The organism is Aureimonas altamirensis, from assembly GCF_023702225.1.
GTDB lineage: Bacteria > Pseudomonadota > Alphaproteobacteria > Rhizobiales > Rhizobiaceae > Aureimonas > Aureimonas altamirensis_B.
Genome location: NZ_JAMQCO010000003.1, coordinates 134170 through 154200, shown reverse-complemented (window position 1 = coordinate 154200; position 20031 = coordinate 134170). Strand labels below are relative to the sequence as shown.

Annotated in this window: 22 protein-coding genes; 12 read left to right on the top strand and 10 right to left on the bottom strand. The window is 65.1% G+C overall.

Going from position 1 to position 20031, the window contains the following annotated elements:
- The first annotated feature begins 111 nt into the window (after nucleotides 1–111).
- The gene (chpT, locus tag NDN16_RS05950) at nucleotides 112–768 is read left to right on the top strand and encodes a histidine phosphotransferase ChpT (protein WP_251112709.1); all 657 of its coding nucleotides are present in this window, start codon (nucleotides 112–114) and stop codon (nucleotides 766–768) included.
- A gap of 102 nt (nucleotides 769–870) precedes the next feature.
- On the opposite strand, the gene ctrA is transcribed toward chpT, so the two are convergent.
- Nucleotides 871–1566 (bottom strand): response regulator transcription factor CtrA, encoded by a 696-nt coding sequence (ctrA, locus tag NDN16_RS05945; protein WP_251112708.1) that lies wholly within the window; start codon nucleotides 1564–1566, stop codon nucleotides 871–873.
- A gap of 296 nt (nucleotides 1567–1862) precedes the next feature.
- Between ctrA and NDN16_RS05940 the strand changes: the two genes are divergently transcribed.
- Nucleotides 1863–2222, top strand: coding sequence for a flagellar export protein FliJ (locus tag NDN16_RS05940; protein ID WP_251112707.1), 360 nt, complete (start codon nucleotides 1863–1865; stop codon nucleotides 2220–2222).
- Between the two features lie 28 nt (nucleotides 2223–2250).
- Nucleotides 2251–2958, top strand: coding sequence for a ribonuclease activity regulator RraA (locus tag NDN16_RS05935; RefSeq protein ID WP_251112706.1), 708 nt, complete (start codon nucleotides 2251–2253; stop codon nucleotides 2956–2958).
- Between the two features lie 3 nt (nucleotides 2959–2961).
- Here the strand turns inward: NDN16_RS05935 and lhgO are convergent, their stop codons facing one another.
- From lhgO to NDN16_RS05920, 3 genes are all read right to left on the bottom strand, one after another.
- A complete protein-coding gene (gene lhgO / locus NDN16_RS05930; RefSeq protein ID WP_251112705.1) occupies nucleotides 2962–4164 on the bottom strand; it encodes an L-2-hydroxyglutarate oxidase in 1203 nt (400 codons plus the stop codon).
- Nucleotides 4165–4195: 31 nt separating this feature from the next.
- Nucleotides 4196–4447 carry a DUF2312 domain-containing protein gene (locus tag NDN16_RS05925; RefSeq protein WP_143190195.1) on the bottom strand — a complete coding sequence of 84 codons (252 nt, stop codon included), beginning with the start codon at nucleotides 4445–4447 and terminating at the stop codon, nucleotides 4196–4198.
- Nucleotides 4448–4589: 142 nt separating this feature from the next.
- A complete protein-coding gene (locus tag NDN16_RS05920) occupies nucleotides 4590–4892 on the bottom strand; it encodes a DUF1244 domain-containing protein (RefSeq protein WP_251112704.1) in 303 nt (100 codons plus the stop codon).
- 153 nt (nucleotides 4893–5045) lie between these two features.
- On the opposite strand from NDN16_RS05920, the gene NDN16_RS05915 reads away from it, so the two are divergent.
- Nucleotides 5046–5480, top strand: a complete 435-nt coding sequence (locus NDN16_RS05915; protein ID WP_039189086.1) for a DUF1036 domain-containing protein — start codon at nucleotides 5046–5048, stop codon at nucleotides 5478–5480.
- Complete coding sequence (gene pyk / locus NDN16_RS05910; RefSeq protein ID WP_251112703.1) at nucleotides 5477–6913, top strand: pyruvate kinase; 1437 nt, start codon at nucleotides 5477–5479, stop codon at nucleotides 6911–6913. The genes NDN16_RS05915 and pyk overlap by 4 nt, the downstream gene beginning before the upstream one ends.
- A 43-nt stretch (nucleotides 6914–6956) precedes the next feature.
- Here pyk and NDN16_RS05905 read toward each other — a convergent pair whose 3' ends face one another.
- The 5 genes from NDN16_RS05905 to NDN16_RS05885 form a co-directional block, all read right to left on the bottom strand.
- The gene (locus NDN16_RS05905) at nucleotides 6957–7604 is read right to left on the bottom strand and encodes a tetratricopeptide repeat protein (RefSeq protein WP_251112702.1); all 648 of its coding nucleotides are present in this window, start codon (nucleotides 7602–7604) and stop codon (nucleotides 6957–6959) included.
- A gap of 100 nt (nucleotides 7605–7704) precedes the next feature.
- Nucleotides 7705–7830 (bottom strand): type B 50S ribosomal protein L36, encoded by a 126-nt coding sequence (gene ykgO / locus NDN16_RS05900; protein ID WP_039189096.1) that lies wholly within the window; start codon nucleotides 7828–7830, stop codon nucleotides 7705–7707.
- Nucleotides 7831–7960: 130 nt separating this feature from the next.
- Complete coding sequence (locus NDN16_RS05895) at nucleotides 7961–9037, bottom strand: 5-(carboxyamino)imidazole ribonucleotide synthase (protein ID WP_251112998.1); 1077 nt, start codon at nucleotides 9035–9037, stop codon at nucleotides 7961–7963.
- Nucleotides 9038–9042: 5 nt separating this feature from the next.
- Nucleotides 9043–9540 carry a 5-(carboxyamino)imidazole ribonucleotide mutase gene (gene purE / locus NDN16_RS05890; RefSeq protein WP_251112701.1) on the bottom strand — a complete coding sequence of 166 codons (498 nt, stop codon included), beginning with the start codon at nucleotides 9538–9540 and terminating at the stop codon, nucleotides 9043–9045.
- Entirely contained in the window at nucleotides 9537–9740 is a 204-nt protein-coding gene (locus NDN16_RS05885; protein WP_039189103.1) for a YdcH family protein, read from the bottom strand. The genes purE and NDN16_RS05885 overlap by 4 nt, the downstream gene beginning before the upstream one ends.
- Nucleotides 9741–9950: 210 nt before the next feature.
- Here NDN16_RS05885 and NDN16_RS05880 point away from each other — a divergent pair, with 210 nt between their 5' ends.
- The 7 genes from NDN16_RS05880 (at nucleotide 9951) to NDN16_RS05850 (ending at nucleotide 15569) form a co-directional block, all read left to right on the top strand.
- Nucleotides 9951–10127, top strand: a complete 177-nt coding sequence (locus NDN16_RS05880; RefSeq protein ID WP_251112700.1) for a YdcH family protein — start codon at nucleotides 9951–9953, stop codon at nucleotides 10125–10127.
- A 75-nt stretch (nucleotides 10128–10202) separates the two neighbouring features.
- A complete protein-coding gene (locus tag NDN16_RS05875) occupies nucleotides 10203–10856 on the top strand; it encodes a thiamine phosphate synthase (RefSeq protein ID WP_251112699.1) in 654 nt (217 codons plus the stop codon).
- Entirely contained in the window at nucleotides 10853–11791 is a 939-nt protein-coding gene (locus NDN16_RS05870; protein ID WP_251112698.1) for a tetratricopeptide repeat protein, read from the top strand. Before NDN16_RS05875 ends, NDN16_RS05870 begins: the two co-directional genes overlap by 4 nt.
- 92 nt (nucleotides 11792–11883) lie before the next feature.
- A complete protein-coding gene (gene efp / locus NDN16_RS05865) occupies nucleotides 11884–12447 on the top strand; it encodes an elongation factor P (protein WP_251112697.1) in 564 nt (187 codons plus the stop codon).
- An 86-nt stretch (nucleotides 12448–12533) separates the two neighbouring features.
- Nucleotides 12534–13358: an inositol monophosphatase family protein gene (locus NDN16_RS05860; protein WP_251112696.1), complete on the top strand. Its 825-nt coding sequence runs from the start codon at nucleotides 12534–12536 to the stop codon at nucleotides 13356–13358.
- Between the two features lie 125 nt (nucleotides 13359–13483).
- Complete coding sequence (locus NDN16_RS05855) at nucleotides 13484–14536, top strand: flagellar motor protein MotA (protein ID WP_251112695.1); 1053 nt, start codon at nucleotides 13484–13486, stop codon at nucleotides 14534–14536.
- 4 nt (nucleotides 14537–14540) lie between these two features.
- A complete protein-coding gene (locus NDN16_RS05850) occupies nucleotides 14541–15569 on the top strand; it encodes a peptidoglycan -binding protein (RefSeq protein ID WP_251112694.1) in 1029 nt (342 codons plus the stop codon).
- A gap of 16 nt (nucleotides 15570–15585) precedes the next feature.
- On the opposite strand, the gene NDN16_RS21065 is transcribed toward NDN16_RS05850, so the two are convergent.
- Entirely contained in the window at nucleotides 15586–19860 is a 4275-nt protein-coding gene (locus NDN16_RS21065; RefSeq protein ID WP_353050195.1) for a hypothetical protein, read from the bottom strand.
- Nucleotides 19861–20031 lie beyond the last annotated feature (171 nt).

The window sequence follows — 20031 nt, the reverse complement described above, 5'->3', positions numbered from 1 at the left end:
CGCCATGCCCGCCGCCGCTTCCGGTCCCTCGCCGCAGGCTGTAGGCTCCCGGCAGGGCGATTCGCCGACCCAGGCAAACCGCATGAACACAGCCAAGGGCCTCTCCCACCGATGACAGACCTTCCTTCCATGTCCGCGCCGGATCTCGCCGCCTTGCTCGCCAGCCGCCTGTGCCACGACGTCATCTCTCCCGTCGGGGCCATCCAGAGCGGGCTGGAACTGCTCGACGAGATGCCGGACGACGCGGAATCGATGGAACTCGTGCGCAAATCCACCCGCAGCGCGGTGGCCAAGCTGCAATTCGCCCGTATCGCCTATGGCGCGTCGGGGTCGACGGCGGCGGAAATCGACCTGGGCGATGCCGAAAGCGTTGCCAGGGGCCTGATGGAATTCGAGCGCGCCAACCTGACCTGGAACGGCGCGAGGGCCTATGTGCCGAAGAACCTGGCCAAGCTGGTGCTGAATATGTTGGTGGTCGCCAACGCGTCCGTCCCGCGCGGCCATACGGTCACGGTGAGCCTCAACAGCGTGGGACCGGAGGTCGACATCGTCATCCGGGCCGAGGGCACGCCGCTGCGCGTGCCGGCGCGCTTCGTTGCGCTGATGAACGGGCAGAACGGCGAAGAGCCGATCGACGCCCATGGCGTCCAGCCCTATTACGCCTTGCTTCTGGCCCGCGAAACCGGCCTCGACGTCACCATGAACCAGGAGGCGGAAGCCGTCACCTTCACCATTGCCGGCACGCTGCGCACGTCCTCCGCCGCCTGAGGATCGCAGGCCGGATCATGCAGTAAAAAGAGCGGCGGCACCGGGATCGTCCCGGTGCCGCCGCTCTCGTTCGTCTCTGGTGTCGCGGGAGACGACAGGGCCTCAGGCGGCCTGCGTCTCGCCTTCTTCGTCGCGCAGGACGTAGCCGCGGCCCCATACCGTTTCGATGTAGTTCTTGCCTTCGGTGGCCGTTGCCAGCTTCTTGCGCAGCTTGCAGATGAAGACGTCGATGATCTTCAACTCGGGCTCGTCCATGCCGCCATAGAGGTGGTTGAGGAACATTTCCTTCGTCAGCGTGGTGCCCTTGCGGAGCGACAGGAGCTCCAGCATGGCGTATTCCTTGCCGGTCAGGTGGACGCGCTGGCCGTTGACCTCGACGGTCTTGGCGTCGAGGTTGACCGTCAGGTCGCCCGTTACGATCACCGACTGGGCATGGCCCTTGGAGCGGCGCACGATGGCATGGATGCGCGCTACCAGCTCGTCCTTGTGGAACGGCTTGGTCATGTAGTCGTCGGCGCCGAAGCCGAGGCCGCGCACCTTGTCCTCGATGCCGGCCATGCCGGACAGGATCAGGATGGGCGTCTTGACCTTGGCGAGGCGCAGCGTGCGCAGCACCTCGTAGCCGGACATGTCCGGAAGGTTCAGGTCCAGAAGGATGATGTCGTAGTCATAGAGCTTGCCGAGATCGACGCCCTCTTCGCCGAGGTCGGTGGTGTACACGTTGAAACTCTCGGACTTCAACATCAGTTCGATGCTCTGCGCGATGGCGCTGTCATCCTCGATCAAAAGAACGCGCATCCAGTTCCCCTCTCCGTCAACTCGGCGGGGAGGGCCCCTGCCGAATTAATGTCTGATTCACCCACTTTTCCAAACCGTGACACCGATTGGTTAACAATCGGCTTAAATTCGCAGTCGGGACGGCGAACATGCGGTTTACCCGGCCTTAAAGACTTCCGGCCATGATTAACGGTGCGCGTAAACAGACCGTCAGAGTATCTCATTCCTACGGGCCGAGGCTTGTCCGAGGCAGGTGGCGCAAACGGAAAATGTCATGCGGCGTTGCAATGCGCCGCCTCGGAACCGGGACGAATCGAATGGCCAAGCGTGAAAATCTTGTGCGGCTCGCGCGCTTCAAGGTCGGCGAGAAGCGGCGTCAGGTCGAGCAGCTCGACATGATGATGGCCGAGTTCGAGCGGATGGCGGCCGAGTTGGATGCCCAGATCGCCAGCGAGGAGCGGCGTTCCGGGCTGACCGATATCAACCATTTCGCCTACCCCACCTTCGCGAAGGCGGCGCGGGTGCGACGGGACAACCTGATGAACTCCGTGCGGGATCTGAGGTCCCAGCTGGCCGCGGCGCGCCTGGCGCTGGAGGAGGCCGAGGCCGAATACGTCAACGCCGAAAAGCTCGAACTGCGCGATCTCGGCCAGGAAGACCGCCGCGCGACGGCCTGAAAGCGATATCTGCGAGGGAGGAACGGACATGTCGGTCGACCCCACGGTCATCGAGACGCTGAAGGGCGTATCCACCGCGACGTTGACGACGGTGCTCCTGAAGAAGGGGCTGCGCAATGTCTGGATGCGCGGTACCAAGCCGTTGAAACCCGGTCAGCCCCGGGTGGTCGGCCCGGCCTTCACATTGCGATTCGTACCGGCCCGCGAAGATTTGGCCACGCCGGCCAGCTGGGCCTCGCCGATCTCCACGAGAGCCGCGATCGAAGCCATGCCGGAGGGTGTGGTGGCGGTCGCCGATGCCATGGGCGTTCCGGATGCCGGCATTTTCGGCGATATCCTCTGCTCCCGCATGGCGAAGCGCGGCGTCGCCGCGCTGGTCACGGATGGCGTCATGCGTGATGCCGAAGGCGTTCTGCAATCGGGTCTCGACGTATGGTGCGACGGCATCGCCGCGCCGCCTTCTGTTGCCGGGCTGACATTCGTGGGTTGGCAGGAGCCCATCGGTTGCGGCGGCGTTGCCGTCTTCCCCGGCGATATCGTCGTGGTGGACCAGGATGGCGCGGTGCTGATACCGGCAGCCTATCTGGACCAGTTGATGGCCGAAGCTCCCGAGCAGGAGCGGATGGAAGGCTGGATCATGACCGAGGTGGACCGTGGCGTGCCCCTGCCGGGCCTCTATCCGATGAACGACGAGACCCGGCAGCGCTATGCCGCCTGGAAGGCCGCCAACGCCTGACGATCAGGCGGGCCCGAGCCTGTCGACGATCATGCGGCCGATCGGCATGGCCGAGGTCGCGGCAGGTGAGGGGGCGTTGCAGACATGCAGCATCCGCTCACTCTGCAGGAACAGGAAATCGTGAACCAGCGTGCCGTCGGCAAGGACTGCCTGCGCACGGATGCCCGCGCCGGGCTCGCCGAGATCATCCAGGGTCAGGGACGGGCAGTATTTCCGGCACTGCTCGAGGTACCGGGCGCGTGAAAGGGAGTTGAGAAATTCCGTCGAGCCCGAGCGCCAGTTCTTTCGCGCCATTGCCCAGAAGCCTTTGAAGCCGGCCATCGCGGCGACGTCCGATGGGCGGACGCTGCCCTTCGCATAACCTTCCCGCGCAAAGCCCAGCACCGCGTTCGGGCCTACGGTGACGCGACCGTCGATCATGCGGGTGAGGTGAATGCCGAGGAAGGGCAGGTCCGGGTCCGGGATCGGGTAGATCAGATGCGAGACGATGTCCGATCTGGATTTCGGCAGCGTGTAGTACTCGCCGCGGAACGGGACGATCCGGTGTGTCACCGGAAGGCCGGCCAGCCGCGCGATCCTGTCGGACTGGAGGCCCGCGCAGGCGATGAGCCGGCCGGCCCGAAGGCGCGTTCCATCGTCCATGCCGACGACGACTCCCGTCTCTTCCTCGGCGATCAGCTCCGCGCGGGTGGACAGCCGAAGTTCGGCGCCGCGCTCGGCAAGCTCGGACGCCATGGCAAGGCATATCCGGCGATAATCGACGATTCCCGTCGCCATGATCTTCAGCGCGCCAAGCCCGGCGATGCCCGGCTCGATCTCCCGCAGCCTTGAAGCGGACACCGGCTCATAGGCGATATCGTTGTCGTGCGCGCGCTGCTCCAGCGCCGCCATGCGCTCCATCTCGACATCGTTCGTCGCGACGAGAAGCTTGCCGCATGTCTCGAAGGGAATCGACTTGCGGGCGCAGAAATCCTTCGTGGCCTGTGCGCCCTCGCGGCACAGCCGTGCCTTCAGCGAGCCGGGCTGGTAATAGATGCCGCCATGGATGACCCCGCTGTTGTGGCCCGTCTGGTGCAGGCCGAACTGCGCCTCCTTTTCCAGAAGGACGATCCGCGCCGTGGCATTGCGGTCGATCAGGCTCAGGGCGGTGGCCAGGCCGACGATGCCGCCGCCGATGACGCAGTAATCGTATCGTACTTCGGACATCGGCCCGCTTTCGCTTGTGACGAGGTGCGCCTCAGCTCATTCCCAGCGCCTGCAGATACAGGTCCAGGATGGCTTCCTGCTCCTGCCGCTCATTGGCGTCCTGCTTGCGCAATGAGACGATCTTGCGCAGCACCTTGACGTCGTAGCCGCGGCCCTTGGCCTCGCCGTAGACATCCTTGATGTCGTCGGAGATCGTCTTCTTCTCTTCCTCGAGCCGCTCGATGCGCTCGACGAAGGAACGCAACTCCTCGCCGGCGACATTGGTATCTGCGGGAGAGTCCATCATGAAGTCCTCATTCAATCTTGCGAGGGGCGGGCCGATCTCGGCGCGCCGGATTTTCGTCTGCGGGCGATAGCAGAAAAGCCGCGCCGGGAGAACGCCGTCGATGACGGCGAATGGTTACGAATTTCCTTATGCCCGGGCGTCAGCCTTTCGGATGCGAGGCTGCGAAGCCGGCGACCGCTTCCGGCGTCGCCTCGGTCTGATGCTGCCTGCGCCACTCGTCGTAGGGCATACCGTAAAACTCTTCGCGAGCATCCTCCTTCGTCATCGGAACGCCCGATTCTTCCGCTGCCTGCCGATACCAGTCCGACAAGCAATTCCGGCAGAAGCCGGCAAGGTTCATGAGATCGATGTTCTGTACGTCGCTGCGTTCTCGCAAATGGTCCCGCAGCCTGCGGAAGGCGGCGGCCTCCCATTCGATTCGCGATTTCGTGCTTTCGTCCATGTCGCTCTTTCCTTTCCCGGCTCGTGCCGATATCTGCATTTTCCGACGCCGGTTCAACACGCGGCGGTGGGCTTTCGGCTCCTGTCCGTCCGGTACCGATACCGTGGGGGTTTATCCATGTCTTTCCGGGTGACAGAAGCATGGCGGCGCATCATGCGCACCGGCATGCCGCTTATCGGGGTCGCATTCCTGTCGACGATGGCTCTGCCCGGCGAGGCCCGGGCCGATTTCCGCGTCTGCAACGGTACGCAGGCGCTTCTGGGGGTGGCGATCGGCTATCGCGATGCCGACGGCTGGGTCAGCGAAGGCTGGTGGCGCATCCCGGCCACCACCTGCCGGTCCGTCGTCGAAGGCGATCTCAAATCACGCTTCTACTACCTCTATGCAGAGGACGAGCAGGGCCGCAGCCGCTGGGCCGGCGACATCCAGATGTGCATCGCCGAGAACGAATTCCGGGTGGTGGGAGTGAAAGATTGTTTCGCCCGCGGGTTTCAGGAAATGGGATTCCGGGAGTATGACACCGGGCAACAGGGCAGCTGGATGGTTCAGCTGACCGAAACCCCGAGCGGGAGCAACGACGAGCAATGAAGCGCAACCGCCGTGTAAAGATCCTGGCGACCCTGGGGCCGGCCTCCTCCGAGGAGACCGTGATCCGCAAGCTTTTCGAAGCCGGGGCGGACGTCTTCCGCATCAACATGAGCCATACCAGCCACGACATGATGCGCGAGCTGGTCGTCCGGCTGCGCAACGTCGAGAAGGCGGTGGGCCGCCCCATCGGCATCCTCGCGGACCTGCAGGGCCCGAAGCTGCGCGTCGGTACCTTCGTCGGGGACAAGGCCGAGCTGGCCGTCGGCCAGACCTTTACCCTCGATGACGATCCGTCCCCCGGCGATACCAGCCGCGTCTATCTCCCGCACCCGGAAATCCTGCAAGCGGTGCAGGTGGGCCATCGGTTGCTGATCGACGACGGACGTCTGCAACTGCGCGCCGTGAAGACCGATGGCCGGCATATCGAATGCGTGGTCGTTGCGGGCAACCGCATCTCCAACCGCAAGGGCGTCAGCCTGCCGGACACGACGCTGGCCACCGGCGCGCTGACCGACAAGGACAGGGCCGATCTCGACGCCGTGCTGGCCGAGGGCGTGGACTGGGTGGCGCTGTCCTTCATCCAGCGTCCGGAAGACCTTGCCGAGGCACGCAAGGTGGCGCGGGGCCGCGCAAGCCTTTTGTCGAAGATCGAGAAGCCGCAGGCCGTCGAACGCCTCGACGAGATCATCGAGCTTTCCGACGCCATCATGGTGGCGCGCGGCGATCTGGGCGTCGAACTGCCGCTCGAAGCCGTGCCCGGCATCCAGAAACGCATCACGCGTGCGGCGCGCAAGGCCGGCAAGCCGGTTGTCGTCGCGACGCAGATGCTTGAATCCATGATCTCGGCTCCGGTACCGACCCGTGCCGAAGTGTCGGACGTGTCCATCGCCGTCTACGAAGGCGCCGATGCCGTGATGCTGTCGGCCGAATCCGCCGCCGGCGACTATCCGGTCGAGGCGGTCGAGACGATGGACCGGATCGCCGTTCAGGTGGAGCGGGACCCGCTTTACGCCAGCATCATATCCGCCCAGCGCTCCACGCCGGAGGCGACCGGCGCCGATGCGGTTTCGCTGGCGGCACGCCAGATGGCGGAGACGCTCAGCGTGGCGGCCATCGTCACCTATACATCCACCGGCAATACCGGCCTGCGTACAGCCCGCGAGCGCCCGCTGCTGCCGATCATCGCCCTGTCCCCCAAAGTGGCGACGGCACGCCGGCTCAGCATCGCCTGGGGCCTGCATTGCGTGGTGACGGAAGATGCCACGGATCTGGAAGGCATGGTCGACAAGGCATGCCGCGTGGCGGTGGAGCAGGAACTGGCCCGGCCCGGCGAGCGGGTCATCGTTACGGCCGGCGTGCCGCTGGGCACGCCCGGCGCCACAAACATGCTGCGCATCGCCTATATCGGCTCGGACGGCCTGTCGGCCGTCTGATCATTCGTCAGACTGGAGCATTTCAGTACGAGCCGGAAACGCTCTAGGCCCGCTGGCCGGCCATCTGGTCGGCCAGCCGCGCCATCGCGTCCTGCGCGTCCTTGAGCGTCGGGTACACGTCGAGCGCGCGCTGATAGGCTTCCATCGCCTGTTCGTTGCGCCCGGTCTCCTCCAGCATCGCGCCCAGCCCCATCAGCGCCGGATAGTGCCTCGGCTCACGCGTCAGCACCTGCGTCACGTCCACGATGGCGCGTCCGAAATTGCCGCTGCGATAATTCAGCATCGCGCGCCGGTTCCATATTTCGGGGTTGTCGGGCTGCAACTCAGCACCCTGCTCGACGAGGTCGAAGGCGACGGGCAGCTTGTTGTCCGAGATGGCCTGCTCGGACCATGTCAGCAGCAAATTCACCGTCGCGCTGCCGCTGTCGTTCCAGACGGATTGGATTTGCCGGGCGATGCGCTCGGCGCGGGCGCGATTTCCCTCCCGTCGCAGATCGTGGAACAGCGCGTCCAACCTTTCGTCGCGGCTGAGAGTCCGCTGGTCGGTCCGGCTGACACCCGGCACGGAAGCCGGTGGCGGCAGCAGCGCATCCGGCGCGATCGCCTCGATCTCAGGGGAGGGGGCAACCGTCTGCGCAGACGCCGGAGCGGCGAGAAGCACGATCGGGAGAAGGGCAAAGAAAAAGCGCATCGGCAGAGTTTAGACCGCCGATGCGCTTCGTCAATGCAATTACCTGCCTGGAACGGCAATCCGGCTCGACCGGGCGCCGAAGCGCCCGCGCCGGCAAGCTTCAGCCCTGGCGCGCCTTGAAGCGCGGAGCCTGCTTGTTGATGATGTAGATGCGCCCCTTGCGGCGAACCATGCGGTTGGCCCGGTGGCGGCCCTTGAGCGACTTCAAGGAATTCTTGATCTTCATGACACTCGACCGTCGGTATGTTGGACAGGCGACGATCAATGCAAAATCATGCCGTCGCGTTAAAATGGCGCCCCATTGCTAGAGCGCCCTTCGATGGGCACGGCATAGACGCCGCCGGGACCGATGTCAATCACACGGCGGCGCCAACCCGCGTAAAATGACCCATTTTCCGGCCAGGCCGGGCTTCCGCCTTGCCATAGAGCGTCAACAGCAGCGATGGCTCGGCCATCAGCGCCGGTGCCTTCTCGACATCGTCGCCGATCAGGTTTTCCATGACGCAGTTCGCATGCCGGGCCGGGTCTCCCAGAGGCATGGCGCAGACGGCGCGCACATGCTGCTCGAACTGAGAGATCAGGCAGGCCGCTTCCGTCCAGTGGCCGGAATTGTGCACGCGCGGCGCGATCTCGTTGACCAGCAGCGCACCGTCGGCCGCGACGAAAAACTCCACGCCGATCACGCCGACATAGGACAGGCGATCCAGAATCAGGCCTGCGATGCGCATCGCCTCTTCGGCCTGCTGCGGCGAAACGCGCGCCGGCAGGGTGCTCGTCCGCAGGATGCCCATCCTGTGCACGTTCTCGGCCGGATCATAGGCACGCAGCGCGCCGTCGGCGCCGCGCGCCGCAATCACTGAAATCTCGCGCTCGAAGGGGACCTTCTTCTCAAGGATGGCGGGGACGCATCCGATATCTGCGAAGGCATCGCCGGCCGCCGCGTCCTGCGTCAGGACGGCCTGTCCCTTGCCGTCGTAGCCGAGCCGCCGCGTCTTCAAAATGCAGTCGCCGCCGAGTTCGACGAGGGCGTGCTCGAGCTCTTCCGCGTCGTCCACGGCACGCCACGGCGCGGTTGCGATGCCGACCCCGTTGAGGAATGCCTTTTCCGTCACGCGGTCCTGCGACACTTCCAGCGCCTCGACGGGCGGATGCACCGGACGGATGGCCGCCAGACGCCGCAGCGGGCCCACGGGCACGTTCTCGAATTCATAGGTGACGACGTCGCTGATCCGGGCCAGCTCCGCCAGGGCGGCAGGGTCGTCGTAGGCGCCCTGCACCATCACGTTCGTCACCTGTGCCGCCGGGCAATCCTGGTCCGGGTCCACGACGGCGGTACGCAGGCCCAGGCGTGCGGCCGCACAGGCCAGCATGCGGCCGAGCTGGCCGCCGCCGATGATGCCGACGGTCGAGCCCCGGGGCAGGGGGCGCGGCATCGCGGTCAAGGTGCCGGCTCCCCGTCGGAGGGGTGGGTGGCCACGGCCTCCGTCTGCCGCGCGCGCCAGGCGTCCAGCCTTTCGGCCAGCGCCGCGTCGGACAGCGCCAGCACCGACGCCGCCATGAGCGCCGCGTTCACGGCGCCGGCGCGGCCGATGGCCAGCGTCCCCACCGGAATGCCGGCCGGCATCTGCACGATGGACAGGAGGCTGTCCTGCCCGGACAGGGCCTTGCTTTCGACGGGCACGCCGAACACCGGAAGCGGCGTCATGGCTGCGGCCATGCCTGGCAGGTGCGCGGCGCCGCCGGCGCCTGCGATGACCACCTTGAAGCCCTTGTCGCGGGCGCCCGAAGCGAATTCGTAAAGGCGCGCCGGCGTGCGATGAGCGGAGACGATGAGCGATTCGTGGGCGATTCCCAGCGCATCCAGCGTCACGCTGGCATGGCGCATGGTGGCCCAGTCGGACTGGCTGCCCATGATGATGGCGACGGGGACGCTCATGCGATGATGTCCGGCAGGATCTGGTCTTCGAGATCCTGGAGGCGGTCCTTGATGGACAGCTTCTTCTTTTTCATGCGCTGGATGCGCAACCGGTCGCAGCCGGTTGCTTCCATCGCCTCGATCGCCGCGTCGAAATCGGCGTGGTCTTGCCTGAGCCTTGCGACCTGCAGCCGCAACGCCGCCTGTTCCTGATCCGACATCTGCCCCCCGGGGTCTGACGAATGCGTGACGCATACCCGCCGGGTACGCGCTCTTCCGGCTGCAAATACCAGCCGTCACAAAATTCTCAAAGAATGATCTTGCACCCCTTCCGTAACGACCCAAGCTTATGGGAAGCTTCCCGGCTGCGACTACGGCTTTTGCCGGAAGGCGGGACCGGAAGCTCGAGGAAACAAACAGAGGAGTCTGGAATGTCCCTTGATACCCATCTCGAGACGCTGGAACAGCGTCACAGCGCCTTGGACAGCGAGATCGCTTCGCTTCGCACCAAGCCGGCCACCCCGGACGGGGAGATCGCGGAGCTGAAGCGCAGGAAGCTGCTGCTGAAGGATGAGATCGAGAGATTGAGGACCAACCGGGCGAATTGATAACGATCCGACAAGATGCAAAAATGCGGCGCCGAAAGGCGCCGTATCCATTTCAAGACGACAGATGTGAATTCGATGACTGCTGATTTCGTGCGCCCCCGCCTGATGCTGGCGACAACCCTACTTGCCGACGGCGCTCCGGGCCGTGAGGCATTGTCGCGGGCACTCGCCGGCGGCGATGTCGCAAGCGTGATCCTGGATCCGGCCGGCCGGAGCGAGACCGCCTACCAGGCGTTTGCCGAAACGCTGGTGCCGATGATCCAGGAGGCGGGCGCGGCCGCCATCGTCGTCGACGACACCCGCTGCGCCGGCCGCGTACGTGCCGACGGGATTCATGTCACCGGGGGGGATATCGAGGCGTTGTCGGAAGCGATCGCGCGCTTCGCGCCGAAAGCCATCGTCGGAGCCTCGGGCTTCGATACGCGGCACGAGGCGCTGGAGGCGGGCGAGCGGATGCCCGACTATCTCCTGTTCGGCGCCATCGGCGGCGAGGACGACGCGGCGCGCCCGGCCGACATCGATCTGGCATCCTGGTGGGCCGCCATCGTGGAGGTGCCGGCCATCCTGTCGGGTGGCGGCGCGCTGGAGGCTCTGCCGGCGGCGGCCGCGAGCGGAGCCGAATTCATTCTTCTGTCGCGGGCGATCTTCGGCACCGAGGGCCGGGAGGGTGAGGCCGTGGCCGAAGCGAACGCCCTGTTCGACGCGCTCGAGCGGAGTGCCGCCGCATGAAACGCCTTGCGCTCCTGGCGCTGGCGGCGCTGCTGGCAGCCGGCCCCGCGAAGGCCCAGGAAAGGCTGTTGCCCGATCCAACGACGGGCGAGGCGCCGGCCGGCGGCGATATCGCCGCCGCCTTCAGCGCCTATCAGCGCGGCTTCTACCTGACGTCGTTCCGGATCGCCGAGCCGCTGGCCCATATGGGCGACGCGGCGGCCCAGTCGCTGGTGGCCGAACTGCTTCTGCGGGGGCAGGGCGTCCAGCTCGACGTGCCGGGCGCGGCGCGCTGGTATCGCCTCAGTGCGGAAGCGGGGCGTCCGGAAGCGGAATTCCGTTATGCCCTGATGTTGCTGGAAGGCGAGGGGGTGGAGCGTGACCCCGCCCGTGCGCGCGACTTGATGCGCGCCGCCGCCAATGCCGGGCAGCCGTTGGCGGCCTTCAACTACGGCCAGATGCTGATCCAGTCTTCGCCCACCGGCGGCTTCGAAGAGGCGCTGCGCTATTTCGAGGTGGCCGGCAACGCGGGGGTCTCCGACGCGCAATATGCGATGGCGCAGCTTTACGCCAACGGGCGCGGCGTTTCGGCCCGCGACGACGTCACCGCGCGCTGGTGGTTGCGGCAGGCGGCAATGCAGGGGCACGACACGGCGCAGATAGAACTGGGCATCTGGCTGATCAACGGACGCGGCGGGCCTGCCGAGGCGCGCGAGGGCTTCCGCTGGCTGAAGGGCGCAGCCGAGCGCGGCAACCCGATCGCCGTCAACCGCGTCGCCCATCTCTATAAGGATGGCATAGGCACCGCCCGCGATATGGCGGAGGCCGCCAAATGGACGGTTCTGGCGCGCCGCGCGCGCAACACCGATCCGCAACTGGACAGCTTCTTCCGCGGCCTTTCGCCGGACGACCAGAAGGCCGCCCTGGACGCGGCCAATCGCTTCCGCTCCAGCTGAACGTCTTGTAACAGGCCGGTTTTTGTGGTCTTGAGCGGGCAAAAGGGGCGCACTGGCGCCACCTTCGTTCTTTCAAATGTCGAGCGACCTTCATGAAGATCAATGGAAACGAAATCCGTCCTGGCAATGTGATCGAGCATGATGGCGGCCTGTGGGCCGCGGTCAAGACGGCCCATGTGAAGCCCGGCAAGGGCGGCGCCTTCAACCAGGTCGAACTGAAGAACCTCATCGACGGCACCAAGCTGAACGAGCGTTTCCGTGCCTCCGAAACGGTCGAACGCGTCCGACTGGAGCAGAAGGACTATCAGTTCCTCTACGCCGAAGGCGAGATGCTGGTATTCATGGACAACGAAACCTACGAGCAGCTCGAGCTGCAGAAGGATTTCGTCGGCGACCGCGCCGCCTTTCTGCAGGACGGCATGACCGTGACGGTCGAAAGCCACGAGGAGCGGCCGATCGGCATTTCGCTTCCCGACCAGGTCGTCCTGACGATCGTGGAGGCCGATCCGGTCGTCAAGGGCCAGACGGCAGCCTCTTCCTACAAGCCCGCCATGATGGAAAACGGCATTCGCGTCATGGTGCCGCCCTTCATCGAAAGCGGCGAGAGGATCCTCGTCGATACCAACGAGATCACCTACATCCGCCGCGCCGACTGACGCCATCGCCGCGCCGGACACGAAATCGCGCCGCCGGGCCCCGCAGACGGGCTCCGGCGGCCACATCATTCAAGGACTGCTAAGACATGGCCCGTTCAGCCCTGCTCAACGTGATGACCCAGGCCGCGATGAAGGCGGGGCGCTCGCTCATCCGCGACTTCGGCGAGGTGCAGAACCTGCAGGTCTCCATGAAGGGGCCGGCCGATTTCGTTTCCAACGCCGACCGCAAGGCGGAGGAAATTGTGTTTCAGGAGCTGTCGCGCGCCCGGCCCGACTGGGGTTTCCTGATGGAGGAACGGGGCGAGCTGGAGGGCAAGGACAGCCAGCATCGCTGGATCGTCGACCCGCTCGACGGCACAACGAACTTCCTGCACGGCATTCCCATCTTCGCCGTGTCGATCGCCTTGGAGCGCGACGGCCAGATCGTCGCGGGGGTGGTCTTCAACCCCATCCAGGACGAGCTGTATACCGCTGAGCGGGGCGGCGGCGCCTTCCTGAACGACAGGCGCATCCGCGTCGCCAACCGCCAGCGCATGCCGGAGGCGCTGTTCGCGACGGGCATTCCCTTCCTGGGCAAGGGCGGGCACGGCCGGTTCCTCTACGAGATGCGGCAGATCATGGGCGAAAGCTCGGGCGTACGCCGCCTCGGCGCAGCCTCGCTGGACCTGTGTTATGTCGCCGCGGGGCGCTTCGACGGTTTCTGGGAGCGCGGCGTGCTGCCCTGGGATATCGCCGCCGGCTCCATCGTCGTGCGTGAGGCCGGCGGCTTCGTCAGCAGCGTCGATGGAGACAAGTTCGATCATCTGCAAGGCGATATCGCCTGCGGCAACGAGCTGATCCTGCGGGCGATGGCGGCGGAACTGAAAAAGGCGAACGACGCCTACCGCGCGGCCAGCCAGCGCTCGGCCTGATCCTCGCCTGAAACCGAAAAGCGTGGATAGAGCTTCGCGACGGGGGTTGGAGCTTGCCGCAAAGGCCGGTTACAAGGAAGATGAGATAAGCCACCCAACGTGGCGCAACACCGGATGACGTGCCGATGCAGGTGATGAGTACGCCGCGTGAGGACAAGCGACCGGCCCATGTCATGCCGGAACGCCTTTCCAGCCCCATGGTCTATTTCTGGACCATGGCGGTCTTTCTGGCGCTTGCCGGTTTCGTCGGCCTGATCCTGGGGCGGCAGGTCGTTGCCGCTTTCCAGTCCAATCCGGGTCTGAACGGGCTGATCGGCGGGGTTCTTGCCGTCGGTATCATCCTGGCGCTGGCGCAGATCCTGCGGTTGTCCAGCGAGGTTCGGTGGATCAACCTCTATCGCGACGGCTCGGACGAGGCGGACGACGTTCGCGCGCCGGTCCTGCTTGCGCCGATGCAATCCCTTCTGGCCGGCCGGCGCATCGGCCAGCCGCTGCCGACGCAGCTCGTCCGGTCCATCCTCGATTCGCTGGCCACGCGGCTGGACGAAACGCGCGATATCTCCCGTTACCTTGTCGGTCTTCTGGTCTTCCTGGGCCTGCTCGGCACGTTCTGGGGCTTGTTGACGACGATCGGCTCGATCTCGTCCACCATCCAGTCGCTCGATCCGACGGCAACCGACGCGGCGACCGTCCTGAACTCGGTCCAGCAGGGCCTTTCCGCTCCGCTCGCCGGCATGGGAACGGCTTTCTCGTCCTCTCTCTTCGGCCTGTCTGGCTCCCTGATCCTCGGTTTTCTCGACCTGCAGATCGGCCGCGCGCAAAACCGTTTCTACACCGAGGTGGAGAACTGGCTGGCGACGGTGACCGACGCGGGCGGCGAGGCCGTCGCGGTAGCGGGGCCCATGCCGATGACCCCGGCCGCGGCGTCATCCGGCGCCGACATGGAGATTCTGGCGGACCGGATAACGCGCCTCATGCAGGATCAAGGCGCCGCGCCGCGCTCCGGCGCAGCGATGGCCAGCCTTGCCGAAAGCATCCAGGGTCTGGTGCAGCACATGCGTTCCGAGCAGCAGATGATGCGCGACTTCGTCGAAACGCAGGCGCGCGAGCAGCAGGAGCTGCGCCGTACGCTCGACCGTCTTGCCGGACATCTCGGCCAGCGGCAGGACAGGTACTGAGGCGATGGGGCTGTCGCGCAGAAGCGGATCGCGCCGGCCGGTGGATTATTGGCCCGGCTTCGTCGACGCCCTGTCGACGCTTCTGCTCGCCATCATGTTCTTGCTGTCGGTGTTCGTGATCGCCCAGTTTCTTCTGAGCCGCGAATTGTCCGGGCAGGATACCGTGCTTCAACAGTTGAACTCGCAGATCGCCGAACTGAACCAGCTACTGGCGCTGGAGCGATCCAGCAGCTCGGATTTCCAGGACGAAATCGCCGCCTTGCAGGCTTCCCTCCAATCGGCCGAGAACGAGCGCTCGCGGCTGCAGTCGGCGCTCGACTCCGGCGCGGGCGGCGCCGCCGCGGCGGATGCGCGCATCGGCGATCTTCAGGGACAGCTGGAAAGCGAGCAGCAGATATCGGAAGCGGCGCGTAGCCAGGTTGCGCTTCTCAACCAGCAGCTATCGGCGCTTCGCCAGCAGATCGCGGCGCTGGAGGAGGCGCTCGACGCTTCGGAAGCGCGCGACCAGGAGAGCCAGACGCAGATCGCCGATCTCGGCCGTCGCCTCAACGTCGCACTGGCGCAGAGGGTACAGGAGCTGAACCGATACCGGTCCGACTTCTTCGGCCGCCTGCGCGAAATACTGTCGGACCGCGACAATATCCGCATCGTGGGCGATCGCTTCGTCTTCCAGTCGGAGGTGCTGTTTCCGTCCGGGTCGGATGTCCTCCAGCCGATCGGTGAGGAAGAGCTTGCCAAGCTTGCCCAGGCCATCGTGGAGTTGAACCGCGAAATCCCCTCGGATATCGACTGGATCATTCGCGTCGACGGCCATACCGACAACGTGCCGATTTCCGGGGGGCGGTTCAGCGATAACTGGCAACTCTCCACCGAGCGTGCCGGCGCGGTGGTGAAGTACCTCATCACGCAGGGCGTTCCCGCCAATCGGCTGGCCGCCACGGGCTTCGGGGAGTACCAGCCCCTCGAGGAAGGCGACAGCCCTGACGCCCGTGCCCGCAACCGCCGTATTGAATTCAAGCTGACCGAGCGCTGAGGCGACAATCGGCAATTCAGGCCGCGACGGCCTGGGTCGTCCACAGGGCCTCCTGCGCGGGTCTTACCCGATCGGCCCAGAGGTCGCCGTCTGCCACGTTCAGTGCGCCCATCATGCCGTCATCCCGATCGAAGAAGACATTCATCTCGAATATGAGGGCTTGCAGCGGAGCGCCAGTCAGCACGGCCCAGCCGTCCGCGCATCTGGCGACCAGGGCCACATCGGCATAGCTGTCCTCTCCGCTTCCGAAGTCGTCGATCAGAACGCAGGCTTCTCCCTCGACGTCCGCAAGCGGATCGGCAATGCCCGGCGTAAGGATACGCCCGATTTCCAGGCCGCCTCCGGCCACGGTCCTCAGGTAGAGGTTGCGATAATCCGCATCCATGAAAAGCAGTATATCGCCGTTCTGCTGGCTGCGGCTGGCCCCGGGTTCCACGTAGAGCGCATCGGCACCGAACATTCCCTCGAAAACGAACGTATCGCCGCCGGCGCCGCCGTAGAGGAGGTCCTTCCCGGAGCCGCCCAGAAGAACGTCGTGCCCCTGGCCTCCCAGAAGCACGTCCGTTCCGCGACCGCCGTAAAGGAGGTCGTCACCCGCCATCCCGGCAAGCGTATCGTCGCCTTCGCGGCCGATCAGGACATTGGCGCCCGCATCCCCTGTCAGTATGTCGCGGCCGATCGTGCCTTCCAGATTTTCGATTCCCAGCAGGCGAATTCCGAAAAGGGCATCCATGCCCGATGGCGTACTGCGCGAAAGCAGGCGAGCGCTTGGTGCCGTGAAGGCATTGCCGGCCGCATCCCTTCCGACGCTGAGCGAGGCTGCTATGCCGGGTGTGGCCGTCGTCTCGCCTTCCGTCGGTACGTAGGCGAAGCGAAAACTCGCCAGATCGTCGCCATCCTCACCATCAGCGATGGTCCCCTGGCTCAGCGAGCCGCTCGTGATCGACGCTGCGCCGAGTACGATGATGTCGTCGCCATCACCGCCTTTCAGGATCGAGCGCCCGGACTGGTCGTAGAGGCAGTCGTCGCCCGCTTCACCGTACAGGACATCGTTTCCGGCTCCGCCTATCAAAGTGTCGCCGCCGTCGCCGCCGAACAAGGCGTCGTCTCCTTCGTCGCCGCTGAGGACGTCGTTCCCGGCGCCGCCGTACAGTCGGTCGCTTCCCGACTGGCCGTAGAGCCGGTCGGCGCCCTCACCGCCGAGGAGGGTGTCGTCACCCGCCCCGCCATACCCGGCATCGTGGCCGTCATCCAGTTTCAGGATATCGTCTCCGTCTCCACCCCAGGCGACATCGTCGCCCGTGCCGGCGTCGATCGTATCGCGTCCGCCATCGCCGGACAGCCGATCGCTACCCGCGCCGCCGTCCAGAATGTCATCGTCGTCGTTGCCCACCAGCAGATCGTTTCCCGCGCCGCCACCGAGCGTATCCGAACCGAACCCGCCCGAAAGGGTATCGTTGCCGTCGCCGCCATCGATCCTGTCCGCATAGGCGATTGCCGCAACCGCGATCGTTGCGTCGGAAAAGTCGCCGAAGAGGATATCGTCGCCGACGCCGCCGAAAAGCGTGTCCCGGCCCGCTCCGCCGACGACAGAATCGTTTCCCCACCGAAGGGTGATCCTGTCGTTGCCTTCTCCCCCATCCACATAGGAACCGTGCGGGGCGGGGGCGCCGGCCCGCAGGGCCGATATGGCCTCGACCATGTCGCTGCCCTCGCCGGCCATGATGGTGTCGTTGTTGATTTCCGCGAAGGTGTCGTCTCCTTGCAGGCCTAGCAGAATGTTTCCCATTCCGCCGGAGAACGTATCGGCGTTTGCGGTCCCGGCCACGCCTTCGACGTTGACGAGACTGTCGGTATTTCCATTCAGGTCGTAGGTTCGCAGTTCCGTGACGGCGGTGTATCGCTTGGGCTTGTTCTTGCCCTGCGACTCTTCCTTGACGTAGCGGTAGCTGATCTCGACGACCCCTCGCTTGACGACGTCCAGGCGCCCACGCCCCGTTGCCGCAACGGCAACCGTCGCACCGGACCGCGCGTAACCGGAATAGTCGATGATATCCGTTTCGGATGCCGAGAAGCCCGATCCACCGTCGACGAGCATGGCTCGTGCCGCTGCGATTACCCTGTCGCTTCCTCCTCCCATCGAGAGTTCTATCCCGCCTTCGGAGCCGTACATCCGATCGACGTTCTCGATCGAGTAACTCACGGTCTTCGGCCTTCCATCCACTTGCACGACCTGCGTCCGGGTGACCGTACGGACCTCCGGGGCGAGGTTGCGCGCATCGAATGTCGTGCTGGCAGCGCCGTCACTGAACTTCAGCGTCTTCGGAAGCACAGGTCTGTTCGAGGCTTTCTTGCCTGAGCCGACATCCTCCCGAACCTCCTGTTCCACCCCGGTGAAGGGCGTGGCGAAGGTGACGTACTGCGTCGTATCCGACGTGTCGCCCGGCTTGCCCAGGTCGTAGTCGGTTGTCTTGCGTGCGAAAGGATCCCATTCGGCCGATGCGCCTCCAGCGCCATCCGAAAACAGGAAAGTCCGGCCGCTCCTCATGTTCTGCCGGATCGTGCCTTCCGACGCCCAACCCATCATCTCCGCGTCCGCATCCAACTGGCGAGTGACGTAGACACGCACCCGATCGGCTCTCGACGTTTTCTTCAACTCGGCGGTACGGCTGGCGAATTCCTGGCGCTCCGTCGCGGAGAAGCGGCTGTCGAAACCGTCGTCCCAGAACGCCGTCGCGGCTGCCGCCAACTTTCCCTCACGGGTATCGTAGGCATAGCGCGGATTGTTCCGGTAGGCCGGGTCGTTGTCGATGCGGTTCGCATAGTCCGTAAGGATCAATCGCGACGTTACCGACATATCGATGCCATCGTCGCCCGTCGCCATCGACATGACGCTGGAAAGAATATTGAGCGCGGGCATGCCGTTGACGATGGCGGCCCCGCCGCACTGGCGGTAGTAGATGCCGATCGCCTTGTCGCCCAGCCAGCCGCTGCGGCCGTATCGGGCATCGGCCTCCTCTGCCATGTCGAAATACATGTCCGCGACTGCGAACTGGGAGAAATTTGCAGTCGCAAGAAGCGCCAGGCCGAGTACGCCCACGCCCGACGCGGCCAGGGCCGTGACCGCGTAGGCCATTCCGATCTGGAAGGCCAGGTCGACGCTGGCGGCGGCGATGATCCTCGAGTCCGTACCGCGCTGCTCCATGTCGGCGAGGGTCATGGCGGAGGCGGCCGTCGAGAGAATCTGGGCAGTTCCGGCAACGAGGGTGCCGGCGCCCTTGAACGCGGCGCTGGTGGCGAGCGCCGGTTCGACGATGGGCCCGATCGTGAAGAGGGAACGCGAAATCTTCAGCGCGTCGGACGCATAGCCGATATTGTCGATATGAGTCTGCAGCGCGTTCCTGGGGCTGTCGTCCAAGGACCGCCCGATGATGGAGGCAATGTAAACCGCCGCCGAAAGGACACTGCCGACAACGGCGCCGGCGCCGTCCGGCGTCGCGTCGGCATAGGTTTCATCGGCCTGGAAGCTGCGGTCGAACCGGGCGGACGCGGCTGCGAAGTTGGCGGATTCGGACAGGAACCGCAGCCAGTACCTGGCCTGCACCACCTTGTTCTCGGCCGTCGAAGACGATGACAGCGTCTTGTTCAAAGCCTCCAGCAGGACGATCCCGACGGTCGCGCCGCGCAGCGCGAGCTGGCCCTCGCTCCGCTCGGTGAAATTCCTGTCGTCGGCCAGACGAATCTTGCCGCCATCGTACTTGTAGTACTGGTTCGCCTGAGGGAAGGGCGCGGCAGCCCGCGTATCCGGATCGCTCATCAGCGTGCGGTACTGCGCGACCGCCTCCTTCATCGAAAGGTAGGCGTCGTTCTGCTGTCCCACCGACAGGAGAGAGGGCAGCCTCAGCATCCTGCCGGCATCCCAGACCGTCAGATACCAACTCTTGAAACAGTTGTCCGGCGCAGCCTGCTGGTCCGGCGTGAGCTTCGTCCAGAAGGCATCGAAATCGCCGAAGGCACCCGTCTCCCGATAGGTTTGCATCTGCCACAACATCTCGATCCGCAAGATGCGACGGCCTTCCGCTTCGACGATCTCACGCGTATCGCCGACGGACGCATTCTCCGCTTCCGACGGCTCGCCTGTCTGCAACTCTTTTGCGAGGTCGCCGAAAGACCGTTCGATGCGCGTCGAATAGGAGTTGAAAAGCCTGATACGCTTCAGGGAGTCGGAGAGGGCCAACTGGATGCGTAATACGTCTTCGGCCGAATATGGATTCTGGTTCTTGGCGGGCACCGTGCTGTCCGTCTCTTGCGTGCGGTTTTGCTACGGCACGAGCGGATACAGGCCCCAGGATTCAGTTTTATGATATAACTTTAAGTATATGCATCGATGTTTTACATCTTGATCGGATGCAAAAACGGCCCGCCCTGATGGGCGGGCCGGGTTCAGCTACCGGCTTGCTGC